General features: G+C 71.2%; 18 protein-coding genes. 6 read left to right on the forward strand and 12 right to left on the reverse strand.

Translation table 11 applies throughout. The annotated features are described in order from the left end of the window. Positions 1–73 precede the first annotated feature (73 nt). Positions 74–277 carry a hypothetical protein gene (locus OG226_RS15010; protein ID WP_328678138.1) on the forward strand — a complete coding sequence of 68 codons (204 nt, stop codon included), beginning with the start codon at positions 74–76 and terminating at the stop codon, positions 275–277. Between the two features lie 79 nt (positions 278–356). Here OG226_RS15010 and OG226_RS15015 read toward each other — a convergent pair whose 3' ends face one another. Further along, on the reverse strand, positions 357–968 hold the full coding sequence (locus OG226_RS15015) for a dihydrofolate reductase family protein (RefSeq protein ID WP_328678140.1): 612 nt from the start codon (positions 966–968) through the stop codon (positions 357–359). Positions 969–1,147: 179 nt separating this feature from the next. On the opposite strand from OG226_RS15015, the gene OG226_RS15020 reads away from it, so the two are divergent. Next, the gene (locus OG226_RS15020; RefSeq protein WP_328678143.1) at positions 1,148–1,906 is read left to right on the forward strand and encodes a hypothetical protein; all 759 of its coding nucleotides are present in this window, start codon (positions 1,148–1,150) and stop codon (positions 1,904–1,906) included. Between the two features lie 34 nt (positions 1,907–1,940). Here OG226_RS15020 and OG226_RS15025 read toward each other — a convergent pair whose 3' ends face one another. Together OG226_RS15025 and OG226_RS15030 are read right to left on the reverse strand one after the other, a co-directional pair. Beyond that, the gene (locus tag OG226_RS15025) at positions 1,941–3,332 is read right to left on the reverse strand and encodes an AI-2E family transporter (RefSeq protein ID WP_443044665.1); all 1,392 of its coding nucleotides are present in this window, start codon (positions 3,330–3,332) and stop codon (positions 1,941–1,943) included. Between the two features lie 81 nt (positions 3,333–3,413). Beyond that, positions 3,414–3,608: a DUF3046 domain-containing protein gene (locus OG226_RS15030; protein WP_327400872.1), complete on the reverse strand. Its 195-nt coding sequence runs from the start codon at positions 3,606–3,608 to the stop codon at positions 3,414–3,416. Positions 3,609–3,688: 80 nt separating this feature from the next. Between OG226_RS15030 and OG226_RS15035 the strand changes: the two genes are divergently transcribed. Beyond that, positions 3,689–4,633, forward strand: coding sequence for a hypothetical protein (locus tag OG226_RS15035; RefSeq protein ID WP_328678145.1), 945 nt, complete (start codon positions 3,689–3,691; stop codon positions 4,631–4,633). 12 nt (positions 4,634–4,645) lie between these two features. Here the strand turns inward: OG226_RS15035 and OG226_RS15040 are convergent, their stop codons facing one another. Genes OG226_RS15040 through OG226_RS15050 form a run of 3 tightly spaced genes read right to left on the reverse strand, consistent with a single transcriptional unit; the run spans position 4,646 to position 6,617 of the window. Continuing rightward, positions 4,646–4,954 carry an AzlD domain-containing protein gene (locus OG226_RS15040; RefSeq protein WP_328678146.1) on the reverse strand — a complete coding sequence of 103 codons (309 nt, stop codon included), beginning with the start codon at positions 4,952–4,954 and terminating at the stop codon, positions 4,646–4,648. Beyond that, positions 4,951–5,727 (reverse strand): AzlC family ABC transporter permease, encoded by a 777-nt coding sequence (locus OG226_RS15045; RefSeq protein ID WP_328686314.1) that lies wholly within the window; start codon positions 5,725–5,727, stop codon positions 4,951–4,953. The genes OG226_RS15040 and OG226_RS15045 overlap by 4 nt, the downstream gene beginning before the upstream one ends. Beyond that, a complete protein-coding gene (locus OG226_RS15050) occupies positions 5,631–6,617 on the reverse strand; it encodes an AraC family transcriptional regulator (protein WP_328678147.1) in 987 nt (328 codons plus the stop codon). Before OG226_RS15050 ends, OG226_RS15045 begins: the two co-directional genes overlap by 97 nt. 176 nt (positions 6,618–6,793) lie before the next feature. Here OG226_RS15050 and OG226_RS15055 point away from each other — a divergent pair, with 176 nt between their 5' ends. From OG226_RS15055 to OG226_RS15065, 3 genes are all read left to right on the forward strand, one after another. Next, the gene (locus OG226_RS15055) at positions 6,794–11,971 is read left to right on the forward strand and encodes an ATP-dependent helicase (RefSeq protein ID WP_328678148.1); all 5,178 of its coding nucleotides are present in this window, start codon (positions 6,794–6,796) and stop codon (positions 11,969–11,971) included. A gap of 462 nt (positions 11,972–12,433) precedes the next feature. Then, positions 12,434–13,435, forward strand: coding sequence for a DNA-formamidopyrimidine glycosylase family protein (locus OG226_RS15060; RefSeq protein ID WP_329349221.1), 1,002 nt, complete (start codon positions 12,434–12,436; stop codon positions 13,433–13,435). Between the two features lie 88 nt (positions 13,436–13,523). Next, positions 13,524–14,288 carry an SDR family NAD(P)-dependent oxidoreductase gene (locus OG226_RS15065; RefSeq protein WP_328678152.1) on the forward strand — a complete coding sequence of 255 codons (765 nt, stop codon included), beginning with the start codon at positions 13,524–13,526 and terminating at the stop codon, positions 14,286–14,288. An 892-nt stretch (positions 14,289–15,180) separates the two neighbouring features. Here the strand turns inward: OG226_RS15065 and OG226_RS15075 are convergent. The 6 genes from OG226_RS15075 to OG226_RS15100 all read right to left on the reverse strand — a co-directional run bounded on the left by OG226_RS15075 (position 15,181) and on the right by OG226_RS15100 (position 22,522). Then, positions 15,181–15,555, reverse strand: a complete 375-nt coding sequence (locus tag OG226_RS15075) for a helix-turn-helix domain-containing protein (protein ID WP_019060943.1) — start codon at positions 15,553–15,555, stop codon at positions 15,181–15,183. 109 nt (positions 15,556–15,664) lie between these two features. Beyond that, entirely contained in the window at positions 15,665–16,210 is a 546-nt protein-coding gene (locus OG226_RS15080) for a CinA family protein (RefSeq protein WP_328678156.1), read from the reverse strand. Continuing rightward, positions 16,207–17,112 carry a CDP-diacylglycerol--glycerol-3-phosphate 3-phosphatidyltransferase gene (gene pgsA, locus OG226_RS15085; protein WP_328678158.1) on the reverse strand — a complete coding sequence of 302 codons (906 nt, stop codon included), beginning with the start codon at positions 17,110–17,112 and terminating at the stop codon, positions 16,207–16,209. The genes OG226_RS15080 and pgsA overlap by 4 nt, the downstream gene beginning before the upstream one ends. Next, positions 17,109–18,581, reverse strand: a complete 1,473-nt coding sequence (gene rimO / locus OG226_RS15090) for a 30S ribosomal protein S12 methylthiotransferase RimO (RefSeq protein ID WP_327400882.1) — start codon at positions 18,579–18,581, stop codon at positions 17,109–17,111. The genes pgsA and rimO overlap by 4 nt, the downstream gene beginning before the upstream one ends. A gap of 110 nt (positions 18,582–18,691) precedes the next feature. Further along, positions 18,692–19,549 (reverse strand): helix-turn-helix domain-containing protein, encoded by an 858-nt coding sequence (locus OG226_RS15095; protein WP_328678161.1) that lies wholly within the window; start codon positions 19,547–19,549, stop codon positions 18,692–18,694. A gap of 264 nt (positions 19,550–19,813) precedes the next feature. After that, the gene (locus OG226_RS15100; protein ID WP_329349222.1) at positions 19,814–22,522 is read right to left on the reverse strand and encodes a DNA translocase FtsK; all 2,709 of its coding nucleotides are present in this window, start codon (positions 22,520–22,522) and stop codon (positions 19,814–19,816) included. Positions 22,523–22,577 lie beyond the last annotated feature (55 nt).

A 22,577-nucleotide genomic window follows, 5' to 3' on the forward strand; every position in this document is an offset into this window, starting at 1 on the left:
AAATCCTTCCCGTGCCGGGGGTCGGGCCCGTTGACTGACGGCAGCCAACGGCAACCGATGATGGGAGAACCCGATGAAGATGTGGAAGCGCGCGGGGATCGCGGCCGTGCTGGCCATGGCGGCCGTCGGCATCATGAGTCCGGCGGCGTCGGCCGCACCCATGCCCTGGGAGACCAGCCGTGTGCACCACCCCGCACCGGCGCAGGGCACGGCGATCACCTCGGCCGGCGAGAGGGGCACCGTCACCATCCTGTGCAGCGGAAACTGCTACCAGTAGGAACCTCCGCGAGCGTCGCGCGCGCCGCCGAACCGTCGGGCTCCCCGGCACGCCCTCGTACCTTGATGCCACAGGACGATCACGTCCCGACCGGCCGACAGCGCACGTTCACCGCGGCCGCGTGGTCATCACCGTTCAGGAGCCCGAGCCGGACCGGGACGCCGCCGGGGTTGTCGTAGAGCCGGATGCCGTCGCCGAGCAGCACCGGCACGATGTGCAGGTCGATCTCGTCGATCAGTTCGCGCTCCAGGAGCTGTCGGCCGATCGTGGGCGAGAGCACTTCGAGGTTCTTGCCCCCGGCGGCCGCCAGCCCGATACGGACGGCGTCGGCCACATCGCAGTCCAGGAAGGTCACCCCGAGGGCGGGCGGCGCGTCGTCGGGGTGATGTGTGAGGACGAACACCGGCCCCTGCCACGCACCCCCGTAGACGCTGCCGGCATCGGGGAAGGCGTCGAAGCCGTCCCGGCCGCCCAGTACGGCACCGGTCGTAGCGGCGTACTCCTCGACGAGGCCGGCCCGGAACGAGAACCCCGTCATCCAGTCCATCGCGTGGTCCGGCCCGGCCACGAACCCGTCCAGCGACATCGTGAAGTGCCACAGCACCTTGCCCGCGGCGGTCTGCGGTTCGGTGTCCGCCAACTGCTGGGCGGGCGTGGTCTCGACGCTCTGCGGGGCCTTTGCGGTGGACATGATCGATCCTCACTTCGGGGGTCACCGTTCCGCGGACTCCGGGCGGCTCTCACCTCTATGGACCCGGCGCGCCCCCGAAACTCATCGCCGCACGCCTGGGAGCACTACTTCCTCCGTCGTACGGCGGGTGCCTTCGGGCGTACGACGACTGCGCGGCGCGTTCCCGCGAGGCTCGGGCCATGACTCGGACCCTGAAGACCGACGTACGCCCCGCCGAGCGTCTCTGCCACGTGACCGGCGCCCTGTTGATCCTCTCCGGGCTGGTGCACCTGGGGGTGTTCGCGGTCGACGGCGGCCCCTGGTACGGGCCCGTCTCCTGGCGCAAGCCCGTCACGTTCGGGCTCTCCTTCGGGGCGACGCTGATCGCGGTCACCTGGGTCACGTCGTACCTGCGTGTCGGGGCCCGGCTGCGTACCGTGCTGCTCGTCGTGTTCGCCGCCGACTGTGTCGTCGAGGTCGGCGGCATCACCCTCCAGGCGTGGCGCCGGGTGCCGTCGCACCTCGACATGGAGACGCCCTTCGACACGGCGGTGTCCATGACGCTCGCGGTGGGCGGCGGTGTCCTCGTCGTGCTGCTCACCGTGTTCGCGGTTGCGTCCTTCCGGCACCGACCGACGGGGCCCACGGGGATGGCGCTCGCGGTGCGTTCCGGGTTCGCGATCCTGCTCGTGGCGCTGGCCTCGGGTGCCGCGATGATCGCGCGCGGAGTGGTTCTCGCCCGGACCGGTCACCAGGAGGCGGCGTACCACTCGACGGCCCCGCTCAAGCCACTGCACGGGGTGAGCCTGCACGCCGTCCTGGTGTTGCCGACGCTGGCCTGGCTGCTGTCCCGCACGACCTGGAGCGAGGCGGTACGGCGGCGGACCGTGACCGTCGCGGTCGGCTGCTACGTGGTAGCCGTGGCCGGGGCCGGGGTGTGGGCGGTGCTCACGTACTGACCGCGACGCCCCGATGTTCTCGCCGGATCATCCCTCAGGAGGAGCCGGAGGAGCCCTCTCCGGGGCTCTTCGGTTCGGAGTCGGTCGGCTCCGGATCGGTCGGCCGGGAGTCGGCTGTGGCGGAGTCGGTCGTAGTGGCGGAGGTCGTAGCGGCGGAATCGCTGGTGCCGGCGGAGTCGACCGCTGTGGGTTCCTCCGCCCCCTGTCGCCGCTCCCACACCCGTCGCACGCGCGTCACCAGGCCGGGCCCGCCGGATTCTCGGGCGGTCCGGTGTCCATGGACCCGGGGGTCGTCCGTGACGGCGTACCGCTTCACATACGCCCCGAGGAACGCCTGGAGCGTGGCGACGGCCGGGATGGAGATCAGCGCGCCCACGGCACCCAGGAGCGCGGTGCCCGCGATGACCGAGCCGAAGGCGACCGCGGGGTGGATGTCGACGGTCTTCGCGGTCAGCTTGGGCTGGAGCATGTAGTTCTCGAACTGCTGGTAGACCACGACGAAGATCAGCACCCACAGCGCGTACCAGGGGTCCACGGTGAAGGCGATCAGCATGGGCAGGGCGCCCGCGAGATACGTGCCGATGGTCGGGATGAACTGGGAGACCAGACCCACCCAGACGGCGAGCACGGGCGCGTACGGGATGCCCAGCGCCTGCAGCAGGATGTAGTGCGCCACTCCGGAGACCAGCGCCATCAGACCGCGGGAGTATATGTAGCCGCCCGTCTTGTCGACGGCGATCTCCCACGCGCGCAGCACCTCGGCCTGCCGGGCGGGCGGCAGTACGGAGCACAGCGCGCGCCGCAGCCGCGGCCCGTCGGCGGCGAAGTAGAACGAGAACAGACCGATCGTCAGCAGCTGGAAGAGGCCCCCGAGCACCTGGGTGGACACGTCCAGCACTCCGGTCGCGCTGTTCTGCACGTACTTGCGCAGCCAGTCGGAGTGGAGCAGCCCCTCCTGGATGTCGACCCGTCTGAGGTCGGTGTGGAAGTGCGTGTTGATCCAGTTGATGACGGAGTCGAGGTAGTCCGGGAAGTCCTCGATCATCTTGATGATCTGGCCGGCGAGCATCGACCCGAGGAGGGTGATGAACCCGGCGCTCACGATCAGCAGGCCGAGGAAGACCAGGAAGGTGGCCAGCCCCCGGCGCATGCCGTAGGCGGCCAGCCGGCTCACCGCGGGCTCGATGGCGAGGGCCAGGAAGAACGCGATGAGGATGTTGATCAGCAGCCCGATGAGCTGGTGGAAGGCCCAACTGCCCAGCTGGAACACGGCGACGAGGGCGAGCGCCAGCACCATGGCGCGGGGCAGCCAGCGCGGCATGCCCGGGCCCGGCGCGGCGCCGTCGGCCGGGGGCCGGGTCGGCGGCGTCGCACCGATCGGGGATGTCTGCTGGGCGTTGTGCCCGGTCTCGTCAGTGACTGCCACGGTGCAAGTCTCGCCTACGCCACTGACAACCGGTCACCGCCGTCGATCTTCGTGACCGATCAGCGACTTTCCCGCGGAAGATCAGCGGCTTTGGCTCGGAACGTTCATGACGTCGCAGACCACGCGCCATACGTCCTTGGCCTCCCAGCCCGCGTCCAGCGCCTCGTCCACGGTCCGCCCGCCGAGTTCCGTCATCACGTGATCGCGCGCGAAGCTCTCGGCGTATCCCGCGCCGAAGTGCTCCGTCATCCGCTGCCAGAAGACCGTCAACCGCATGACACCAGTATCCCGCCCCTGAGAGTGGGACCAGGTCGGGACCCCTTGCGGAGACCGCTTTCCGTCCTACGGTCTGACGCATGGCCGAAACAGGAGCTTCCCCACTCCCCCCGACGCCCCCGGCGCACTCCCCGCTCTTCCGCGCCGAGCGCTTCGTCTGGCTCACCGCGCGCGTGCTGGAGCAGCGCCTCTTCGCGTACCACTTCCTCAACGGCGAACCCGATCCGGTGGAGACGGCGCTGGACGCCTACCGCAACGAGGACGGCGGCTACGGGCACGCGCTGGAACCCGATCTGCGCGGCCCGGTGAGCCAGCCGCTGCACACCGGTCACGCGTTGCGCGTCCTGGACGCCGTCGGGCGCTGCGGCGGGCAGCGGGTGGAACGCGTGTGCCGCTATCTGACCTCGGCCTCCACGGCCGACGGCGCCCTGCCGACGGTCCTTCCCGGCCAGCGCGGGTATCCGACGGCACCCTTCGTGCCGATCGTGGACGACCCGCCCAGCCAACTCCTCGCCACCGGGCCGGTGGTGGGCCTGCTGCACCGCAACGAGGTGTGGCACGCCTGGTTGTTCCGGGCCACCGACTTCTGCTGGCAGGCCGTCGACTCCCTGGAGAAGTCGCACCCGTACGAGATCGAGGCCGCCGTGGCCTTCCTGGACTCGGCACCCGACCGCCCGCGCGCGGAGGCCGCCGCCGACCGCCTCGGCCGCCTGGTGCGCGAGCACCGGCTCACCGCCCTGGACCCGGAGCACCTGGAGGCCTGTCCGGTCGCCCCCGGGTACGCGCCGGGCGAGCACCATTTCCCGTACGACTACGCGAAGACGCCGAGTTCCCTCGCGCGCGCGTGGTTCACGGACGACGAGATGGCCCGTTCCCTGGACCACCTGGCGAGCGATCAGCGGGAGGACGGCGGCTGGCCGATCCGCTGGCGGCAGTGGGCGCCGGGCATCTCCCTGGAGGCACGCCCCATGGTGACGATCCAGGCACTGCGCACCCTGAAGGCGTACGGCCGCTCCGTGGGCTGACCCCGGGTCGCCTCAGCCGCCGATGGCCCGTACGCCCGCCGTCACCAGCACGGCCGCCGCGACGACGAGCAGGAACGGTGCCCGTAGCACCAGCGCCACGGCGGCCGCCGCGAGCCCCGCGGCCCGAGCGTCGAGCACGAGCGCGTGCCCGTCGGCGAAGGTCTGCTGGGCCGTGAGCGCGGCGAGCAGGGCGACCGGCAGCAGTGCGGCGAGCCGCCGCACCAGCGGCCGTTCAAGGGCGCCCGCTGGCACCAGCAGTCCGGCGAGCTTGACGATGTAGCAGCCGAGGGCGGTCGCCACGACCGCGATCCAGACGGTCAACGGTCTTCCTCCTGTGCGTCCTGTGCGTCGTAACTGCCTTCTTCTGGTGGGTCGTTACGCGCCCCGCCCTGCCGACGGCCCTCTACGTAGAGGGCGATCGGCGCCGCGAGAGCCGCCGCCAGGACCGGCACACCGGCCGGCAGCACGGGTAGCAGCCCCAGTCCCAGGAGGACCGCGAGTGCGGCGACGGCACGCTCGGTGGTGGTCGTGAGCATGGGCGCGAGCAGCGCCAGAAAGACGGCGGGCCCGGCCGCGTCGAGACCCCAGGCGTCGGTGTCCCCGATGGCCTTGGCGCCCAGGGCGCCGAGCAGCGTGGTGAGGTTCCACAGCAGGTACAGGGTGAGCCCGGTGACGGTGAAGCCGATCCGCGCGGCACGCCGCGTGGGCTGCGCGAGGGTGACGGCCGTCGTCTCGTCGATGATCCACTGGGCGGCGAACGGCCGTACCGCGCGCGGGAGGGCCAGCAACTGCGACAGCCGCAGCCCGTAGAAGGTGTTGCGCACGCCCAGGAAGAAGGCTCCCGCCGCCGCGGTGAGCGGATTGCCGCCGGCCGCGAGCGCTCCCACGAGCGCGAACTGGGACGCGCCGGTGAACACCAGGAGGCTGAGGGCGCAGGTCTGCAGCAGGGTGAGCCCGCCACCGGCCGAGGTCACCCCGAAGGCGAACCCGGACAGCCCTACGGCGACCCCGACGCCGAGGGCGTCCCGGACGACGGCGGAGTCCGGCTTTTCCCCTGGGTTGGACTCCAGTTCTCCTCCCGCTCCGGCGCGTATGTCTTCTGAAGCGATCTGTTCTGCCACGTGTCGGACGGTACGAGCAGCCGGTGTCCCACGTCTTGTACGTTCTTGCGCTCCCGCTGGTACGCGCCCGGGGGCACGCCCACGATCCGGGCGAAGTGCCGGTTGAGGTGCGGCTGGTCCGTGAACCCGACGGCGACGGCCGCCTCCGCGGGCGCCGTGCCCGCGTCCAGGAGGCGGCGTGCCTCCCGCACCCGGGCGTCGGTCAGCCAGGCGTGGGGCGGCATCCCGTAGGCGCCCCGGAACGCGCGCAGCAGCGCGAAGGGGCTGGTCCCCAGATCCCCGGCGAGCCGCTCCAGGGTGGGCGGTTCCGCCATCCGCTCCTCCAGCACGGCACGCGCGCGTGCGGCGACCCGGCCGCCTGCCGTGGGCACGGCGCGCTGCGGCAGGGGTCCGCCGTTCAGCCGGAGCAGTCTGGTGACGGCGACCCGCAGCAGGGTGTCGGCGGCGAGCGCGTTGCCCTCGTCGGCCGCGCGCAGGATCTGATGGACGAGCCCGACGGTGTAGGGATCGTCGAGCACGGGCCTGATGAAACCGGGAGTGCCACGGATCGAGGTGGTCTCGGCGGCTATCGCGGCCACCACTTCGGGCGACGGATAGACAGCCCCGTACCGCCAGCCCTCGGGCACGCCCGCCCGGCCGGTGTGCGGGGTGTCCGGATTGACCAGCGCGAGCGCTCCCGCCCCGGCGGACACATCGCCCCCACCGTGGTGGAACACCTCGACGCCGTCCGCGATGGCGGCGATGACGAAGTTCTCGTGCGTGTGCCGCACGAACGTCTTGCGGATGTACCGGGCCCGCAGCAGGTCGACGCCGGGCAGCTCCGTGTACTGCCAATGCCGCGCCAGCTCGCCCGAACCTGTCATACGGCCATTCTCCGCCAGGGCGGCGGAACGACGCGGTCCCGCTCACGGCGACCGGAAGCCGCCGAAACGATTCCTGGCCACGGCGGCCAGTGAGGACCGAAACGATTCCGCGAGCCACCGTCGCGGAATCCCCGCAGGTCAGACGCATTGTCAGTGGTCGGGTGCAGGATGGACGCATGGTCAGCTCCGCACATCGAGCCCTCGACGGCTTCTCCCCCGCGACCCGCGGCTGGTTCACGGGGGCCTTCTCCGCGCCCACCGCGGCCCAGGCGGGCGCGTGGCAGGCCATCGGCGAGGGCTCGGACGTGCTGGTGGTCGCCCCGACCGGCTCCGGCAAGACCCTGGCCGCCTTCCTCGCCGCCCTGGACCAGCTCGCCGCGACGCCCCCACCCGCCGACCCGAAGAAGCGCTGCCGCGTCCTGTACGTGTCTCCGCTCAAGGCCCTCGCGGTCGACGTGGAGCGCAACCTCCGCTCCCCACTGACCGGCATCCGCCAGGAGTCCGTCCGCCTGGGTCTGCCCGAGCCCGAGGTCAAGGTCGGCATCCGCTCCGGCGACACCCCGCCCGCCGAGCGCCGCGCGCTGTCCACTCGCCCGCCGGACATCCTGATCACCACCCCGGAGTCCCTGTTCCTGATGCTGACGTCGGCCACACGCGACGCGCTGACGGGCATCGAGACGGTGATCCTGGACGAGGTGCACGCGGTCGCGGGCACCAAGCGGGGCGCGCATCTCGCCCTGTCCCTGGAGCGGCTGGACGAGCTGCTGCCGAGGCCGGCCCGCCGTATCGGCCTCTCGGCGACCGTCCGCCCGGTCGACGAGGTCGCCCGCTATCTCTCCCCGCGCCGCAAGGTGGAGATCGTCCAGCCGAAGTCCGGCAAGGAGTTCGACCTCTCCGTGGTCGTCCCGGTCGAGGATCTGGGCGAGTTGGGCGGCTCCCCGGTGGCCGACGGCAAGGAGGGCGCGGAGAAGCCCTCGATCTGGCCGCATGTCGAGGAGCGCATCGCCGACCTCGTCCAGTCCCATCGTTCAACGATCGTGTTCGCCAACTCCCGCCGCCTCGCGGAGCGATTGTGCAACCGGCTCAACGAGATCGCCTACGAGCGCACGACCGGCGAGCCCCTGGACGAACACCACGCACCGGCCGAGCTGATGGGCGGCTCAGGCGCCGCCCAGGGCGCGCCCGCTGTCATCGCCCGCGCCCACCACGGCTCGGTCTCCAAGGAGCAGCGCGCCCAGGTCGAGGAGGACCTCAAGGCGGGCCGACTCCCGGCAGTGGTAGCCACGTCGAGTCTGGAACTCGGCATCGACATGGGCGCCGTCGATCTCGTCATCCAGGTGGAGTCCCCGCCCTCCGTGGCCTCCGGCCTCCAGCGCGTGGGCCGCGCGGGACACCAGGTCGGCGCGGTCTCCACGGGTGTGGTCTTCCCCAAGTACCGGGGCGACCTCGTCCAGGCCGCCGTGGTCACCGAGCGGATGCGCACCGGCTCCATCGAGTCCCTGAAGGTCCCCGCCAACCCCCTGGACGTCCTCGCCCAGCAGCTCGTCGCGATGACGGCGCTGGACACCTGGCAGGTCGACGACCTGCTCGCCACGGTCCGCCGCGCCGCGCCCTTCGCGTCGCTCCCGGAGTCGGCATTCACGGCCGTGCTCGACATGCTCGCGGGCCGCTATCCGTCCGACGCGTTCGCGGAGTTGCGCCCGCGCGTGGTGTGGGACCGCATCGCCGGCACGATCACCGGCCGCCCCGGGGCGCAGCGCCTCGCCGTCACCTCCGGGGGCACGATCCCCGACCGCGGTCTCTTCGGGGTCTTCCTGGCCGGCGCCGACCCCAAGAAGGGCGGCGGCCGGGTCGGTGAGCTGGACGAGGAGATGGTGTACGAGTCCCGGATGGGCGACGTCTTCACGCTCGGCACCTCCTCCTGGCGGATCGAGGACATCACCCGCGACCGCGTCCTGGTCTCCCCCGCGCCGGGCGTGCCCGGCCGCCTCCCCTTCTGGAAGGGCGACCAGTTGGGCCGCCCGCTCGAACTGGGCCGCGCGGTGGGCGCGTTCCTGCGCGAGGTCGGCTCACAGCCCAAGGAGGACGCCCGCCTGCGCCTCCTCGCCGCGGGCCTCGACGCCTGGGCCGCGGAGAACGTCCTGTCGTACCTGGCCGAGCAGCGCGAGGCCTGCGGCCACATCCCGGACGACCGCACGATCGTCGTGGAGCGCTTCCGGGACGAACTCGGCGACTGGCGCGTGGTCATCCACTCACCCTTCGGCGCCCAGGTCCACGCCCCCTGGGCCCTCGCTCTCGGCGCCCGCCTCTCCGAGCGTTACGGCATGGATGCCCAGGTGATGCACGCGGACGACGGCATCGTCCTGCGGCTGCCCGACGCCGACCTGATGGGCCTGGACCTGCTCGACCAGGAACCCATGAAGGCCGGCTCTCCTTTCAACACGGCGGTCGACGCCGACCAGGCCCCCGTAGGCGCGGCGGACGTCGCCTTCGACAAGGGCGAGGTCAATCAGCTCGTCACCGACCAGGTGGGCGGCTCGGCCCTCTTCGCGGCCCGCTTCCGCGAGTGCGCCGCCCGCGCGCTGTTGCTGCCGCGCCGCAACCCGGGCAAGCGCACCCCGCTGTGGCAGCAGCGCCAGCGCGCCGCCCAACTGCTGCAGGTGGCAAGCGAGTTCGGCTCGTTCCCCATCGTCCTGGAGGCCGTCCGAGAATGCCTCCAGGACGTCTTCGACGTCCCCGGCCTCACCGAGCTGATGGGCGACCTGGAGTCCCGCAAGGTACGCCTCGTCGAGGTCACCACCCCCGAGCCGTCCCCCTTCGCCCGCTCCCTCCTCTTCGGGTATGTCGCCCAGTTCCTCTACGAGGGAGACTCGCCCCTCGCCGAACGCCGCGCCGCCGCTCTCTCCCTCGACTCCCATCTGCTGGCCGAGCTGCTCGGCCAGGCGGAGCTGCGCGAACTCCTCGACGCCGAGGTGCTGACCGAGCTGGAGCGCGAACTCCAGTGGCTCACCGAGGACCGCCGCATCAAGGACGTCGAGGGCGTCGCCGACCTGCTGCGGATGCTCGGCCCGCTCACCGACGCCGAGTTGGCCGAGCGGGGCGCCGCGCCGCAGTGGGCGCAGGAGCTGGCCTCGGCCCGCCGCGCGATCCGGGTCCGTATCGCCGGTGCCGACCACTGGGCGGCGATCGAGGACGCGGGCCGCCTGCGTGACGCGCTCGGTACAGCGTTGCCGGTCGGCGTCCCGGAGGCCTTCACCGAACCGGTCAAGGACCCGCTCGGCGACCTCCTGGCACGGCACGCCCGCACCCACGGCCCGTTCACGTCGGCCACGGCGGCGGCCCGCTTCGGCCTCGGCGTGGCGGTCACCGACGGCGCGTTGCAGCGACTCGCGGCCAACGGCCGTGTCGTACAAGGGGAGTTCCATCCGGCCGGGATCGGCCAGGAGTGGTGCGACGCGACGGTGCTGCGCCGCCTGCGCCGCCGCTCCCTGGCCGCGCTGCGGCACGAGTTGGAGCCGGTGCCACCGGCCGCGCTCGCGCAGTTCCTCCCCCAGTGGCAGCACATCGGCAAGGGTCACGGACTGCGCGGCATCGACGGACTGGTGCGCGCCGTCGAGCAGTTGCAGGGCGCCTCCGTCCCCGCGTCCGCCCTGGAGAAGCTCGTCCTGCCGTCCCGCGTGGCGAACTACGCACCCGCCATGCTCGACGAACTCACCTCCGCCGGCGAGCTGGTCTGGGCCGGCGCGGGCTCCCTCCCCGGCAAGGACGGCTGGGTCTCCCTGTACCTGGCGGACGCGGCCCCCCTGCTCCTCCCACCCCCGCACCCCCTCGAACTCACGGCACTGCACCAGTCGGTCCTGGACACCCTCTCCGGCGGTTACGGCCTCTTCTTCCGCCAGATCACCGACCAGATCCGCGCGACCACCCACCCCGACGTCACCGACCCCCAACTCGCCGATGCCGTATGGGACCTGGCCTGGTCCGGCCGCCTCACGAACGACACGCTCGCCCCGATGCGCTCTCTGCTGGGCTCCGGCCGTACGGCAGGTTCCACGGCCCACCGCGCCAAACGCACGGTCCCGCGTGGACGCTACGGCTCCCTCACCGCCGCCGCGCGCCCGGCCTCCCGCACCGGTCCGCCGACCGTCGCGGGCCGCTGGTCCCTGCTCCCCGCCCACGAACCGGACCCGACCGTGCGCGCCCACGCCCTGGCCCGCACCCTGCTCGACCGGCACGGCGTGGTGATCCGGGGAGCGGTCGCCGCGGAGGGCGTCGAGGGCGGCTTCTCGGCGATGTACCGCGTCCTGTCCGCCTTCGAGGACAACGGTCAGGCACGGCGCGGCTACGTCGTGGAAGGCCTCGGCGCGGCCCAGTTCGCGATGGACGGCGCGGTGGACCGCCTCCGCGCGGTGGCCAACGCCCGCGACCGGGGCGACGACCTGCCCACTCCGGCCCCCACGGACAACGACCCCTACGGCTTCGGCGCCCTCACCGGCTCCAGCTCACCAACACCCGCCCCCGGCAACGGTTCCGCCGACCCGTTCGAAACCCCGAGCGCCACCTACGACTCGCCTGGCAACGGTGGCCGACAGGATCCCTACGCCTCGCCGGCCCCCGACAACCGGCAGGCCCCGTACGCCTCCCCCGCCGACCACGGCCGACACGACACATCCCACTCCCCCGGAACATCGGGCACGCCGGGCGCAAACGACGCCCCGGGAGTACACGACTTCGCCGACGCCTTCGGCCCGTTCACCGACTTCGACGACCTCGACAGCCTGGACACACCGGACGACCACCTCCCGACCCCAGGCGCCCCCACCTCCCGACACCACCGCACCCCCGCCTCCCACCCCCCGTCCCCCGGCGACTACATCTCCCCCCGCGATTTCCCCGCCCCACCACCCCAGGCCAACACCAGCTCCCCCTACGCCAACCACCATCCCCGCCGCCCCTCCCTCGCCACCCGAGCCGTGGTCCTGGCCGCCGCCGACCCCGCGAACGCGTACGGCGCCGCCCTCCCCTGGCCCGAGCCGCCGACCGGTGCCGGGCACAAACCGGGGCGTAAGGCGGGCTCTCTCGTAGTGCTGGTCGAGGGTGAGCTGACCCTCTACATGGAACGCGGCGGCAAGACCCTGCTCGCCTGGCCCTCCGCACCGGACACCACGGCCACCGAAGACCCACGCCTTCAGGCGGCGGCCGAGGCCCTCGCGGCGGCAGCCCGAGCCGGTTCCCTCGGCACGGTCACGGTGGAGCGCGTCAACGGCGCCTCGGCCCTGACCTCCCCCATCGGCACCCTCCTGGAAGGAGCAGGCTTCATCGCGACACCGCGCGGCCTGCGCCTCCGCGCGTGAACCGGATCAACGCCCGTCCGGAGTCGGGATCAATGCCGTCCGGAGTTCGGCCACCGCTCACCCAGGCCGACCCTCACCCGAGCGACCTCCGAACCCGAACCACCCCTCAGCCCGAGCCGCCCCTTGCCCCCGAGCCGCCCCTTGCCCCCGAGCCACCGCTCGCCCCCGAGCTGACCCTCACTTCGTGCCGCCCCTGCCTCATGCCACCTCTCACTTCGCACACCCCGTCACCCCATGCCACTCCCACCCCAAGCCTGCCCTCACCTCGCGCGCCCTCTCTCCTGACGCCGCCCCTCTCCCCCGCGCCGACCCTCACCGCGGGCTCCCCTCACCCAGTGCCCCGTCTCATTCCGCGCCGCCCCACACCCCGCGCCCTTGCTCATCCGACGCGACCCCCTCACTCCAATCCGCTCCACACCCCCAACCCCCACGTCACCCCGTACCCCATGCCACCCTTGACCCATGCCTGAAGGCGACACCGTCTGGCAGACCGCGAAGCGCCTCCACGCGGCCCTCGCTGGCAAGGTGCTGACCCGTAGCGACCTCCGCGTGCCCAAATACGCCACGGCAGACCTCACCGGCCGCACCGTCCTGGACGTCACGCCCCGGGGCAAACATCTGCTGACCCGTATCGAGGGCGGCCTCACCCTCCACTCGCACCTACGAATGGACGGCACCTGGAGGGTCTACGCCAACGGCCAACGCTGGAGCGGCGGCGGCCCGGCCCACCAGATCCGCGTGATCCTCGGCACCGCCGACCGCACAGCCGTCGGTTACCGCCTCCCCGTACTGGAACTCCTCCGCACAACCGACGAGAACCGAGTCGTGGGCCACCTCGGTCCCGACCTCCTGGGCCCCGACTGGAACCCGGAACTGGCCCTCGCCAACCTCCTCGCGGACCCCGCCCGCCCCCTCGGCGAGGCGCTGCTCGACCAGCGCAACCTGGCCGGCATCGGCAACATCTACAAAAGCGAACTCTGCTTCCTCCTCGGCGCCACCCCCTGGCTCCCCTTCGGCGCACTCCCCGCCGACCGCGCCGCGAAGCTGCCCGCCATCGCCAAACGCCTCTTGGAGGCCAACCGCGACCGCCCCATCCGCAACACCACAAGCACCCTCACGAACAAATCCCCAAACCCAAACCGCACCACAGGCCCGAGCACCCCGACCCACCCCACTCCAGGCACCCGCGCTTCAGACCCCGGCACCCCAGGCCACCGCGCTCCAGACGCCCACACCTCGGGCCCCGGCGTCCCAGCCCACCCCGCGCCCCGCACCCGCGCCACCACCCCCCTCCGCCCCGCCGCACACCCCCACACCCCAGACCTCTTCGTCTACGGCCGAGCCCCCCGCCCCTGCCTCCGCTGCAGCACCCCCATCCGCACGGCCAACCAGGGCGACGGCTCCCGCGACCGCCCCACCTACTGGTGCCCGACCTGCCAAATAGGACCGGCACCGGCCGGATAGGACCGACGCCGGGCACCACCCCACCCCACAGAACTCAGCACCGTACGACTAATTGACGACCCGTCAGAAACCCTCGTACGGTCGGTTCATGCCCGTCAAGGCGTACGACCTCACCGGACGCACCGCTTTCGTCACCGGCGCCGCCAGCGGTATCGGCCGCGCATCCGCCGTGCTGCTCGCAGAGGCGGGTGCCACTGTGCACTGCGCCGATCGCGACGCGCAGGGCCTGCACGACACGGCGACCCTGATCAAGGACAAGGGCGGCACCGCCCGCACCCACCACCTCGACGTCACCGACCGCGCCCAGCTGAAGCAGGCCGTTGACTCCTGCGAGGACCTGCACGTGATGGCCGCGGTCGCCGGGATCATGCACAGCAGCACCGTGCTGGAGACCCGGGACGAGGATCTCGACCGGGTGCTGAACGTCAACTTCAAGGGCGTCCTGTACGCCTGCCAGGAGGCCGCCCGACTGATGCTCGACCGCGGCACCGGGGGCAGCATCGTCACCATGGCGTCGGGCGCGATCGACACCGGAGGAGCCGGACTCCTCTGCTACAGCGTGACCAAGGCGGCCGTCGTCCAGCTGACGAAGACATTGGCGACAGAGCTGGGCCCGCACGGCATCCGCGTCAACGCGGTCGCGCCCGGCTGGATCCGCACGCCCATGACCGACCACCACGAGGTCGATAAACAGGCCCGTACCGAGGCGATGATGGTCCGCCTGTCACCGCTGGGCCGGGTAGGTGAGCCGGAGGACATAGCCCACGCCGTGCTGCACCTGGCGTCGGACGCGTCGTCGTTCACGACGGGCCAGATCCTCCGCCCGAACGGCGGCGTCGCGATGCCTTGGTAACCGGCACCGACTCGACGCCCGACGCCGCTCCGGTGTCCGACGACTGCCAGGTATCCGATCCCGATCCGGTGCCAGACGACTGCCAGGCGTCCCGCGCCGATCCGGTACCCGACAACGGTCCGGCGTCCGGCAATGGTCCACCCGCCGGCCACACCCCAGCGTCCATCACGCCGAGGTCGGTCGACACCTCAGCGACCCTCGCACCGGGTTCAGCCGGCACCCCAACGTCCGTCACAGCGCCGTCCAGCGACACCCCAGCGACCGGCGACATCCCGGCGACCGGAGCCCCCGACACCCACGGATCGCCCGACACCCGCCAAGCCGCCCTCCACCGCCCCGCAGCCACAGCCCCCGCCGCCCGCGCCTTCGGCATGCAGTGCACCGGAAGCAGACTCAGCCCCCATCCCCCAGCCGCCACGGCCCCCTCCAGCGCTCCCGCGTGCGGCGTCAGCGCGAGCCGCAGCACGGCCCACCACCACACGGCGCAGAGCCCGAGCGCGAGCCCCCTGCGAGCTATTCGCCCCGCCATGGCCCCACCTCCAGCCCGACGCTAGAACGTCACGGTCACCCGCAAGAAGGGCGCATCAACGGCACACGGACGCACCACTCGCCTCAACCATGACCGGCCCGAGCCACACCGGCAAACGGACCGCTCCGGCTCAGGACGCCTGACCGTCCCACCCGCTCAGGGCCCCAGACCACAGCGACCCACGCCCGGCCCGCCAGGCCCCCCGCCACCGTCCCCACGCGAAACGCGACCAGGCGAGAACGCGAAAACCCCGACCGCACCCCTCCAGATCTCCCTGGAGAAGCCCCGGCCGGGGCTCACACACATCGTTGAGGCCGGTCAGCGCCTCATCGGTCAAGTCACAGCGTCACGTCGGCGTGAGCGTCACGCGGCGACCACGTCCACCGCCTCGGCGGGGGCCTTGATGGTCACCCGTTCCGGTGGCACACCGGTCACCGAGACGGAACCCAGCATCGGACGTACCGACGTGGGCACAGAACCGGTGGCCGCAGCAGACTGGGCCAGCTCGGCGAGAGCGAGCTCGTCGCTCACTTCCCGCATGAGTTCGGACATCCGTACGTCCAACGCGTCGCAGATGGCGGACAGCAGTTCAGAGGAAGCCTCTTTCTGCCCCCGCTCCACCTCGGAGAGATAGCCGAGTGAGACTCGGGCGGACGAGGAGACTTCGCGCAGAGTACGGCCCTGGCGCTGGCGCTGCCGACGCAGCACATCGCCCAACAGGCGACGGAGCAGAATCATCGGTGGCTCCCTCCTCGGACCGCGTAGCCGCATCCTTCTCGCCCCACCGTACCGCCTTGCGCCGCGGCCGTGCGGGGAGCGATGTCGTGTTCACTCAGGGCTGCAAACATCAAAACCCCCCGTTCTGTTCCGTATCCTGTGTCCGCTCATTCCCGGTCTGTTCGCTCACGAGCCGCTCCAGAAGCAGCGCGAGTACGCTCCGTACACTCTCCATACGAATTTCCGCCCGGCCGCCGTTCAACCGCAGCGCGGCTACTTTCCCGCCACCGGCGGCATCCGGATCCGGTCCGAAGGGCCCGTCCACGGCCACGAAAACGGTACCCACGGGCTGTCCGTCCTGCGGCTCCGGGCCCGCCACACCAGTGGTCGCGATGCCCCAGTCGGCACCCAGCGCCTTCCGCACACCGGCCGCCATCTGGGCCGCCACCTGCGCATCTACGGCTCCCCGCTCGGCCAGCAGGGTCGCGTCGACACCGAGCAGCTGATGCTTCAGCTCGGTGGCGTAGGCGGTGACCGAACCGCGGAAGGCCTTGGAGGCTCCGGGCACCGATGTGATCTCCGCCGCAACCAGGCCACCGGTGAGCGACTCGGCGACAGCGAGCGTCGCACCGCTCACCGTCAGTAGTCGCACCACTTCAGTGGCCGTGGAACTCACGCTTCCGTCTCCTCCGACGCCGCCATGCGCTCGGCGATTCCCTGTCTGCGCAGCACAATGGCCTGTCTCACATAGTCGAGCCCGGTCAGCACGGTCAGAACGACCGCCGCGGCCATCACCCAGAACCTCAGGGTGGCCAGCCAGCCCGTCAGCGCCAGCACATACATCCCTACGGCCACGCCCTGGGTGAGCGTCTTCAGCTTGCCGCCGCGCGACGCGGGAATGACGCCGTACCGGATGACAAGAAAACGCAGCAGCGTGATTCCGAGTTCCCGGCCGAGGATGACGACGGTCACCCACCACGGCAGATCGCCGAGCGAGGACAGGCAGATGAGCGCCGCGCCCATGATCGCCTTGTCGGCGATGGGGTCGGCGATCTTCCCGAAGTCGGTGACGAGGTCGTAGGTCCGCGCCAGATGGCCGTCGAACAGGTCGGTGATCATGGCGATGGCGAACGCTGCCCAGGCGAACGAGCGCATCGCCGGGTCGTACCCGCCGTCGGCCAGCATGAGCGCGACGAAGCCGGGGACGAGCAGCAGCCGGAGCATGGTCAGGAAGTTGGCGATGTTCCAGACACTCGCCTGGTTGACGGCCGCGGCGACGACCTTCGCACCGCGCGCCGGCCTCGGACCATCGGGCAGACCTGACTCGAGGACACCGGACGAGGCACTACCGACCGAAGCGCTGTCGAGCGAAGCACTACCAACCGAGCCACCACCCGCCGGAGCACCGCCGGAAGAGGCATCACCGGCCGAGACTCCCCCGGAGGGGAGACCGCCGGAGACACTGCCCGACATCGCGCCGGAAGAGGCGCCACCGGAGGCCGCACCGGAACCCGCGCTCGCGGGCGCGCCGTTCGCGCTGGAGGTGCCGCCCGCCGCCGATGCCGGGACTCCGGTCATCTGCCCGCCTCCTCACTACACGCGAGCGAGCCCAGGAGCGGCTCGGCCACCAGGTCGACACCTTCCGTACCGACCACCTTCGCCTCGACCATACGGCCGACGCTCAGGCCCTCGCCGCTCGTGAGGAGCACCTGGCCGTCCGTCTCCGGCGCCTGGTGCTCGCCGCGGCCGTAGGCGCCGTCCTCGGAGTCCACCGACTCGACCAGCACCTGCACGGTCTCGCCGACGCGCTCCTCGGCGCGCTGCGAGACCAGTTCCTCGGCGAGCCGGGAGATGTGTGCGAGGCGCTTGTCGACGACGTCCTGGTCGAGCTTCTTGTCGTACGTCGCCGCCTCCGTGCCCTCCTCGTCGGAGTAGCCGAAGACACCGATGGCGTCCAGGCGCGCGCCGTTCAGGAAGCGCTCCAGTTCGGCCAGGTCCGCCTCGGTCTCGCCGGGGAAGCCGACGATGAAGTTCGAGCGCACGCCGGCCTGCGGGGCCTTGGAGCGGATGGTGTCGAGCAGTTCGAGGAAGCGGTCGGTGTCCCCGAAGCGGCGCATGGAGCGCAGCACGTCGGGGGCGGAGTGCTGGAAGGACAGGTCGAAGTAGGGCGCGACCTTCGGTGTCGAGGTGAGCACGTCGATGAGACCGGGGCGCATCTCGGCGGGCTGGAGGTAGCTGACCCGCACGCGCTCCAGGCCGTCGATGTCCGCCAGCTCGGGCAGCAGCGTCTCCAGGAGGCGGATGTCGCCCAGGTCCTTGCCGTAGGACGTGTTGTTCTCGGAGACCAGCATGATCTCCTTGACGCCCTGCTCGGCCAGCCAGCGTGTCTCGTTCAGGACGTCGCTCGGGCGGCGGGAGATGAAGGAGCCGCGGAAGGACGGGATGGCGCAGAAGGTGCAGCGGCGGTCGCAGCCGGAGGCGAGCTTCACCGAGGCGACCGGGGAGCCGTCCAGGCGGCGGCGCAGGGGCGCGCGGGGGCCCGAGGCGGGCGCGAGGCCGTCCGGGAGGTCGACCGGGCCGTGGCCGGGCAGCGCGACGTCGGCGGCGGACTCCTGCCGCTCGGCGGGGCTGATCGGCAGCAGCTTGCGGCGGTCGCGCGGGGTGTGCGAGGCGTGGATGCCGCCGTTGAGGATGGTCTGCAGGCGGTCGGAGATGTCGGAGTAGTCGTCGAAGCCGAGCACTCCGTCGGCCTCGGGCAGCGCCTCGGCGAGCTCCTTGCCGTACCGCTCGGCCATGCAGCCGACCGCGACGACGGCCTGCGTTCTGCCGTGACCCTTCAGGTCATTGGCTTCCAGGAGGGCGTCGACGGAGTCCTTCTTGGCGGCCTCGACGAAGCCACAGGTGTTGACGACGGCGACGTCCGCGTCCTCGGCGTCCTCCACGAGTTGCCAGCCGTCCGCCTCCAAGCGGCCTGCGAGCTCCTCCGAGTCCACCTCGTTACGGGCGCAGCCAAGAGTGACCAGTGCGACGGTACGGCGTTCAGGCATGGGCTCAAGACTACTTCGTCCCACTGACACCCCACGTCGAAGGGGTTGGCCGATCTTGGCCAACCCCTTGGAACAACCACTCCACCGGACGCTTGACCGGCCTCAAGGTCTCAACCGACCTCGGGGTCGCCCTTCGTGTACGTGAGGCGCTCCACCGCTCCGGGCTGGAAGTCGTCCTCGATCTTCTTGCCGTTGACGTAGAGCTGGATCACACCGGCGTCGCCGAGGATCAGGTTGACCTTCGAGCTGTCCTGGAAGGTCTTGGACTCGCCCTTCTTAAGAAGTCCGTCGAAGAGCATCCGGCCGTTGTGGTCCTTGGCGGAGATCCAGCTGCGGCCGTCGACCGCGGTCACCTGGACCGTCACCTTGTCCTGCGGCGCGGCGGCGATGGCGCTGTCGGAGGGGTCGGACTTGGGCGTGGCGGTGGTGTTCGAGGGCTTGGGCGCGGCGGGCTTGCTGGCGCTGGGCGTGGCCCCCTGGGTGACCTGTGACGCGGCGTCACTGTCGCTGTCGCCGCCCTTGAACGCCGTGAACCCGACGAAGCCGACCACGGCGACGATCGCGGCGACCATGGCCGCGGTCCAGTTGGGGCCCCGTCGCTCGGGGCGGATACGTTCCGCCTCGAAGAGGGGCGCCGCCGGCGTCGGGGCCGGGCGTCCGCCGTGGTCGTCGTCGTAGCGGGCGAGGAGGGGGGCGGGATCGGTGTGGACGGCCTTGGCGAGGGTCCTGATGTGCCCACGGGCGTAGACGTCACCGCCGCAGGGCGTGAAGTCGTCGGCCTCGATGGCGTGCACGATGGCGATGCGGACCCGGGTGGCACTGCTGACGTCGTCGACGGTCAGCCCGGCGGCGATGCGTGCCTGCTGCAAGGCTCGGCCGACGGAAGGGCGGGCTTCTTCCTCATGACCGTCTGAGGAACGACCGTCTTCGAACGGACGCTCGTCTTCAGGGGAGTTGCCGATGGACACGGGGGCGCCTTTCGAGCGTGTAGCCGCCTGTGCTGGAAATTCAGTCTAGGGGGGGTACCGAAGGGTGGGGCAACCGGGCGGTGGGACTTTGTACGCCATCGGTATGGCCGGAGCGCCCGATGGCGAGCCAGACACGGACCCCATGGTGGGAGCCCCATCTGTCTTCTCGCTCAACTTGACGTACGGCAAAGGGAAACGGTTGCCCGACGATCTCTAACGGGTGGATCACGGTCGCATCCTCTCGGCGGACCTTTCGGCGGACGCCTACCCTTCAGACTCCCCGCGGATCACCGCGAGCACGCCATCCACCTCGTCGGCCTTCACAAGAACGTCACGTGCCTTGGATCCCTCGCTGGGTCCGACGATGCCCCGGGACTCCATGAGGTCCATGAGCCGCCCGGCCTTGGCGAAGCCGACGCGCAGCTTGCGCTGGAGCATCGAGGTGGACCCGAACTGCGTGGACACGACCAGCTCGACCGCCTGGCACAGCAGGTCGAGGTCGTCGCCGATCTCCTCGTCGATCTCCTTCTTCTGCTTGCTGCCCACGGTGACGTCTTCCCGGAAGACCGGCGCCATCTGGTCCTTGCAGTGCTGGACGATCGCCGCGACCTCGCCCTCGGTGACGAAGGCGCCCTGCATACGGGTCGGCTTGTTCGCCCCCATCGGCAGGAACAGTCCGTCGCCCTTGCCGATCAGTTTCTCGGCGCCGGGCTGGTCGAGGATGACCCGCGAGTCGGCGAGCGAGGAGGTGGCGAACGCGAGCCTGGAGGGCACGTTCGCCTTGATGAGACCGGTGACGACGTCGACGGACGGCCGCTGTGTCGCGAGCACCAGGTGGATGCCGGCCGCGCGCGCGAGCTGCGTGATGCGCACGATGGAGTCCTCGACGTCCCGGGGCGCGACCATCATCAGGTCGGCCAGCTCGTCGACGATCACCAGGAGATACGGATAGGTCTTGAGCTCGCGCTCGCTGCCCTCCGGAGTCTTCAGTTTGCCGTCGCGGATGGCCTGGTTGAAGTCGTCGATGTGCCGGTACCCGAAGGCCGCGAGGTCGTCATACCTGAGGTCCATCTCGCGTACGACCCACTGGAGTGCCTCGGCGGCCCGCTTCGGGTTGGTGATGATGGGCGTGATCAGGTGGGGGATGCCTTCGTAGGCGGTCAGTTCGACGCGCTTAGGGTCGACGAGGACCATGCGCACGTCCTCGGGAGTCGCGCGCACCATCACGGACGTGATCAGGCAGTTGATGCAGGACGACTTACCGGAACCGGTGGCTCCGGCGACCAGGACGTGCGGCATCTTCGCCAGGTTGGCCATCACATAGCCGCCCTCGACGTCCTTGCCGAGCGCCACCAGCATCGGGTGGTCGTCCTCGGCCGCGTCCGCCAGGCGCAGGACGTCGCCCAGGTTGACCATCTCGCGGTCGGTGTTCGGGATCTCGATGCCGACCGCGGACTTGCCGGGGATCGGGCTGATGATCCGCACATCGGGGCTGGCGACGGCGTAGGCGATGTTCTTGGTGAGCGCGGTGATCCGCTCGACCTTGACGGCGGGGCCCAGCTCGACCTCGTAGCGCGTGACCGTCGGCCCGCGCGTGAAGCCGGTGACCGAGGCGTCGACCTTGAACTCCATGAAGACGTTCTGGAGGGAGGCGACGACGATGTCGTTGGCGGCGCTGCGCGTCTTGCCGGGGCCGCCGCGCTCCAGGAGGTCGAGCGACGGCAGCGAGTACGTGATGTCGCCGGACAGCTGGAGCTGCTCGGCCCGCGGCGGCAGGTCGCGCATCTCCTCCGGGGGCGCCTTGGTCAGGTCCGCCACGACGCGCCCGACCGGCTCCGCCCTGAGCTTCTCCTGCTTGGGGCGCGCCGCGGGGGCCGGTACGGGCGTCGGGGTGGTGTCCTCGCGGTCTCCTCCGACGCGTACGCCCTGGGTGAGGTCGGCGACGATCGGCGAGGGCGGCATGCCGTGCAGGACGGCCCCGTCGAGCGCGGCTGCGGCGGCCGCGGCGACGTCCACGGCGTCCATGGGGCGGTTCATGTCGGGCTGGGGCACGGCGGAGCGTCGGGGGCGGCTCCGGCGCTTGGAGAGGGCGTCCTGCTCGGCGCTCTCGGGGTCGTAGGCCTCGGGGGCACTCCCGCGCTTGCGGGGGCGCGCGGGCAGCGCCTCGCGCCACTGCTCGTCGTAGCGCTCGTCGTCCTCGCCGAACTCGTCCTGGTCGTCGAAGTCGTGGACGATGCCCAGCTTCACGCCGAGCAGCCGCAGGCGCTGCGGGATCGCGTTGACGGGCGTGGCCGTGACGACCAGCAGCCCGAAGACCGTGAGCAGCACGAGCAGGGGTACGGCGAGGACCTCGCCCATCGTGTACGTCAGCGGGGTCGCCACGCCCCAGCCGATGAGCCCGCCGGCGTCCCTTATGGCCTGCATGCCGTCGCTGCGCGCGGGCGCGCCGCAGGCGATGTGGACCTGACCGAGCACGCCGACGACGAGCGCGGACAGGCCGATCACGATGCGGCCGTTGGCCTCGGGCTTCTCCGGGTGCCGGACGAAACGCACCGCGATCACCGCGAGCAGTATCGGCACGAGCAGGTCGAGACGGCCGAAGGCGCCGGTCACCAGGATCTCGACGAGGTCGCCGACCGGGCCGCGCAGATCCGCCCAGGTGCCGGCGGCGACGATCAGCGCGAGGCCGAACAGCAGGAGCGCTACGCCGTCCTTGCGGTGGGCCGGGTCCAAGTTCTTCGCGCCCTGCCCTATGCCGCGGAACACCGCGCCGACGGCGTGCGCGGTGCCGAGCCAGACGGCGCGCACGAGCTTGACGATGCCCCCGGTGGGGCTGGGAGCCGGCTTGGGCGCCGGGCGCGCGGTCCTCTTGGCGACCGCCTTCTTCGCCGGGGCCCTTTTCGCAGCGGCCTTCTTCGCCGGAGCAGCCCTCTTGGCGGGCTGCTTCTTGGCTGCGGAGGGACGTGAGGCCATAGGTGTGAGGTTACCTGTGGAGGCGGCAGGGGACACGTGCGTCCGCTGCTTCACC

It is taken from the genome of Streptomyces sp. NBC_01261 (genome assembly GCF_036226385.1).
In the GTDB taxonomy this organism is placed as follows: domain Bacteria; phylum Actinomycetota; class Actinomycetes; order Streptomycetales; family Streptomycetaceae; genus Streptomyces.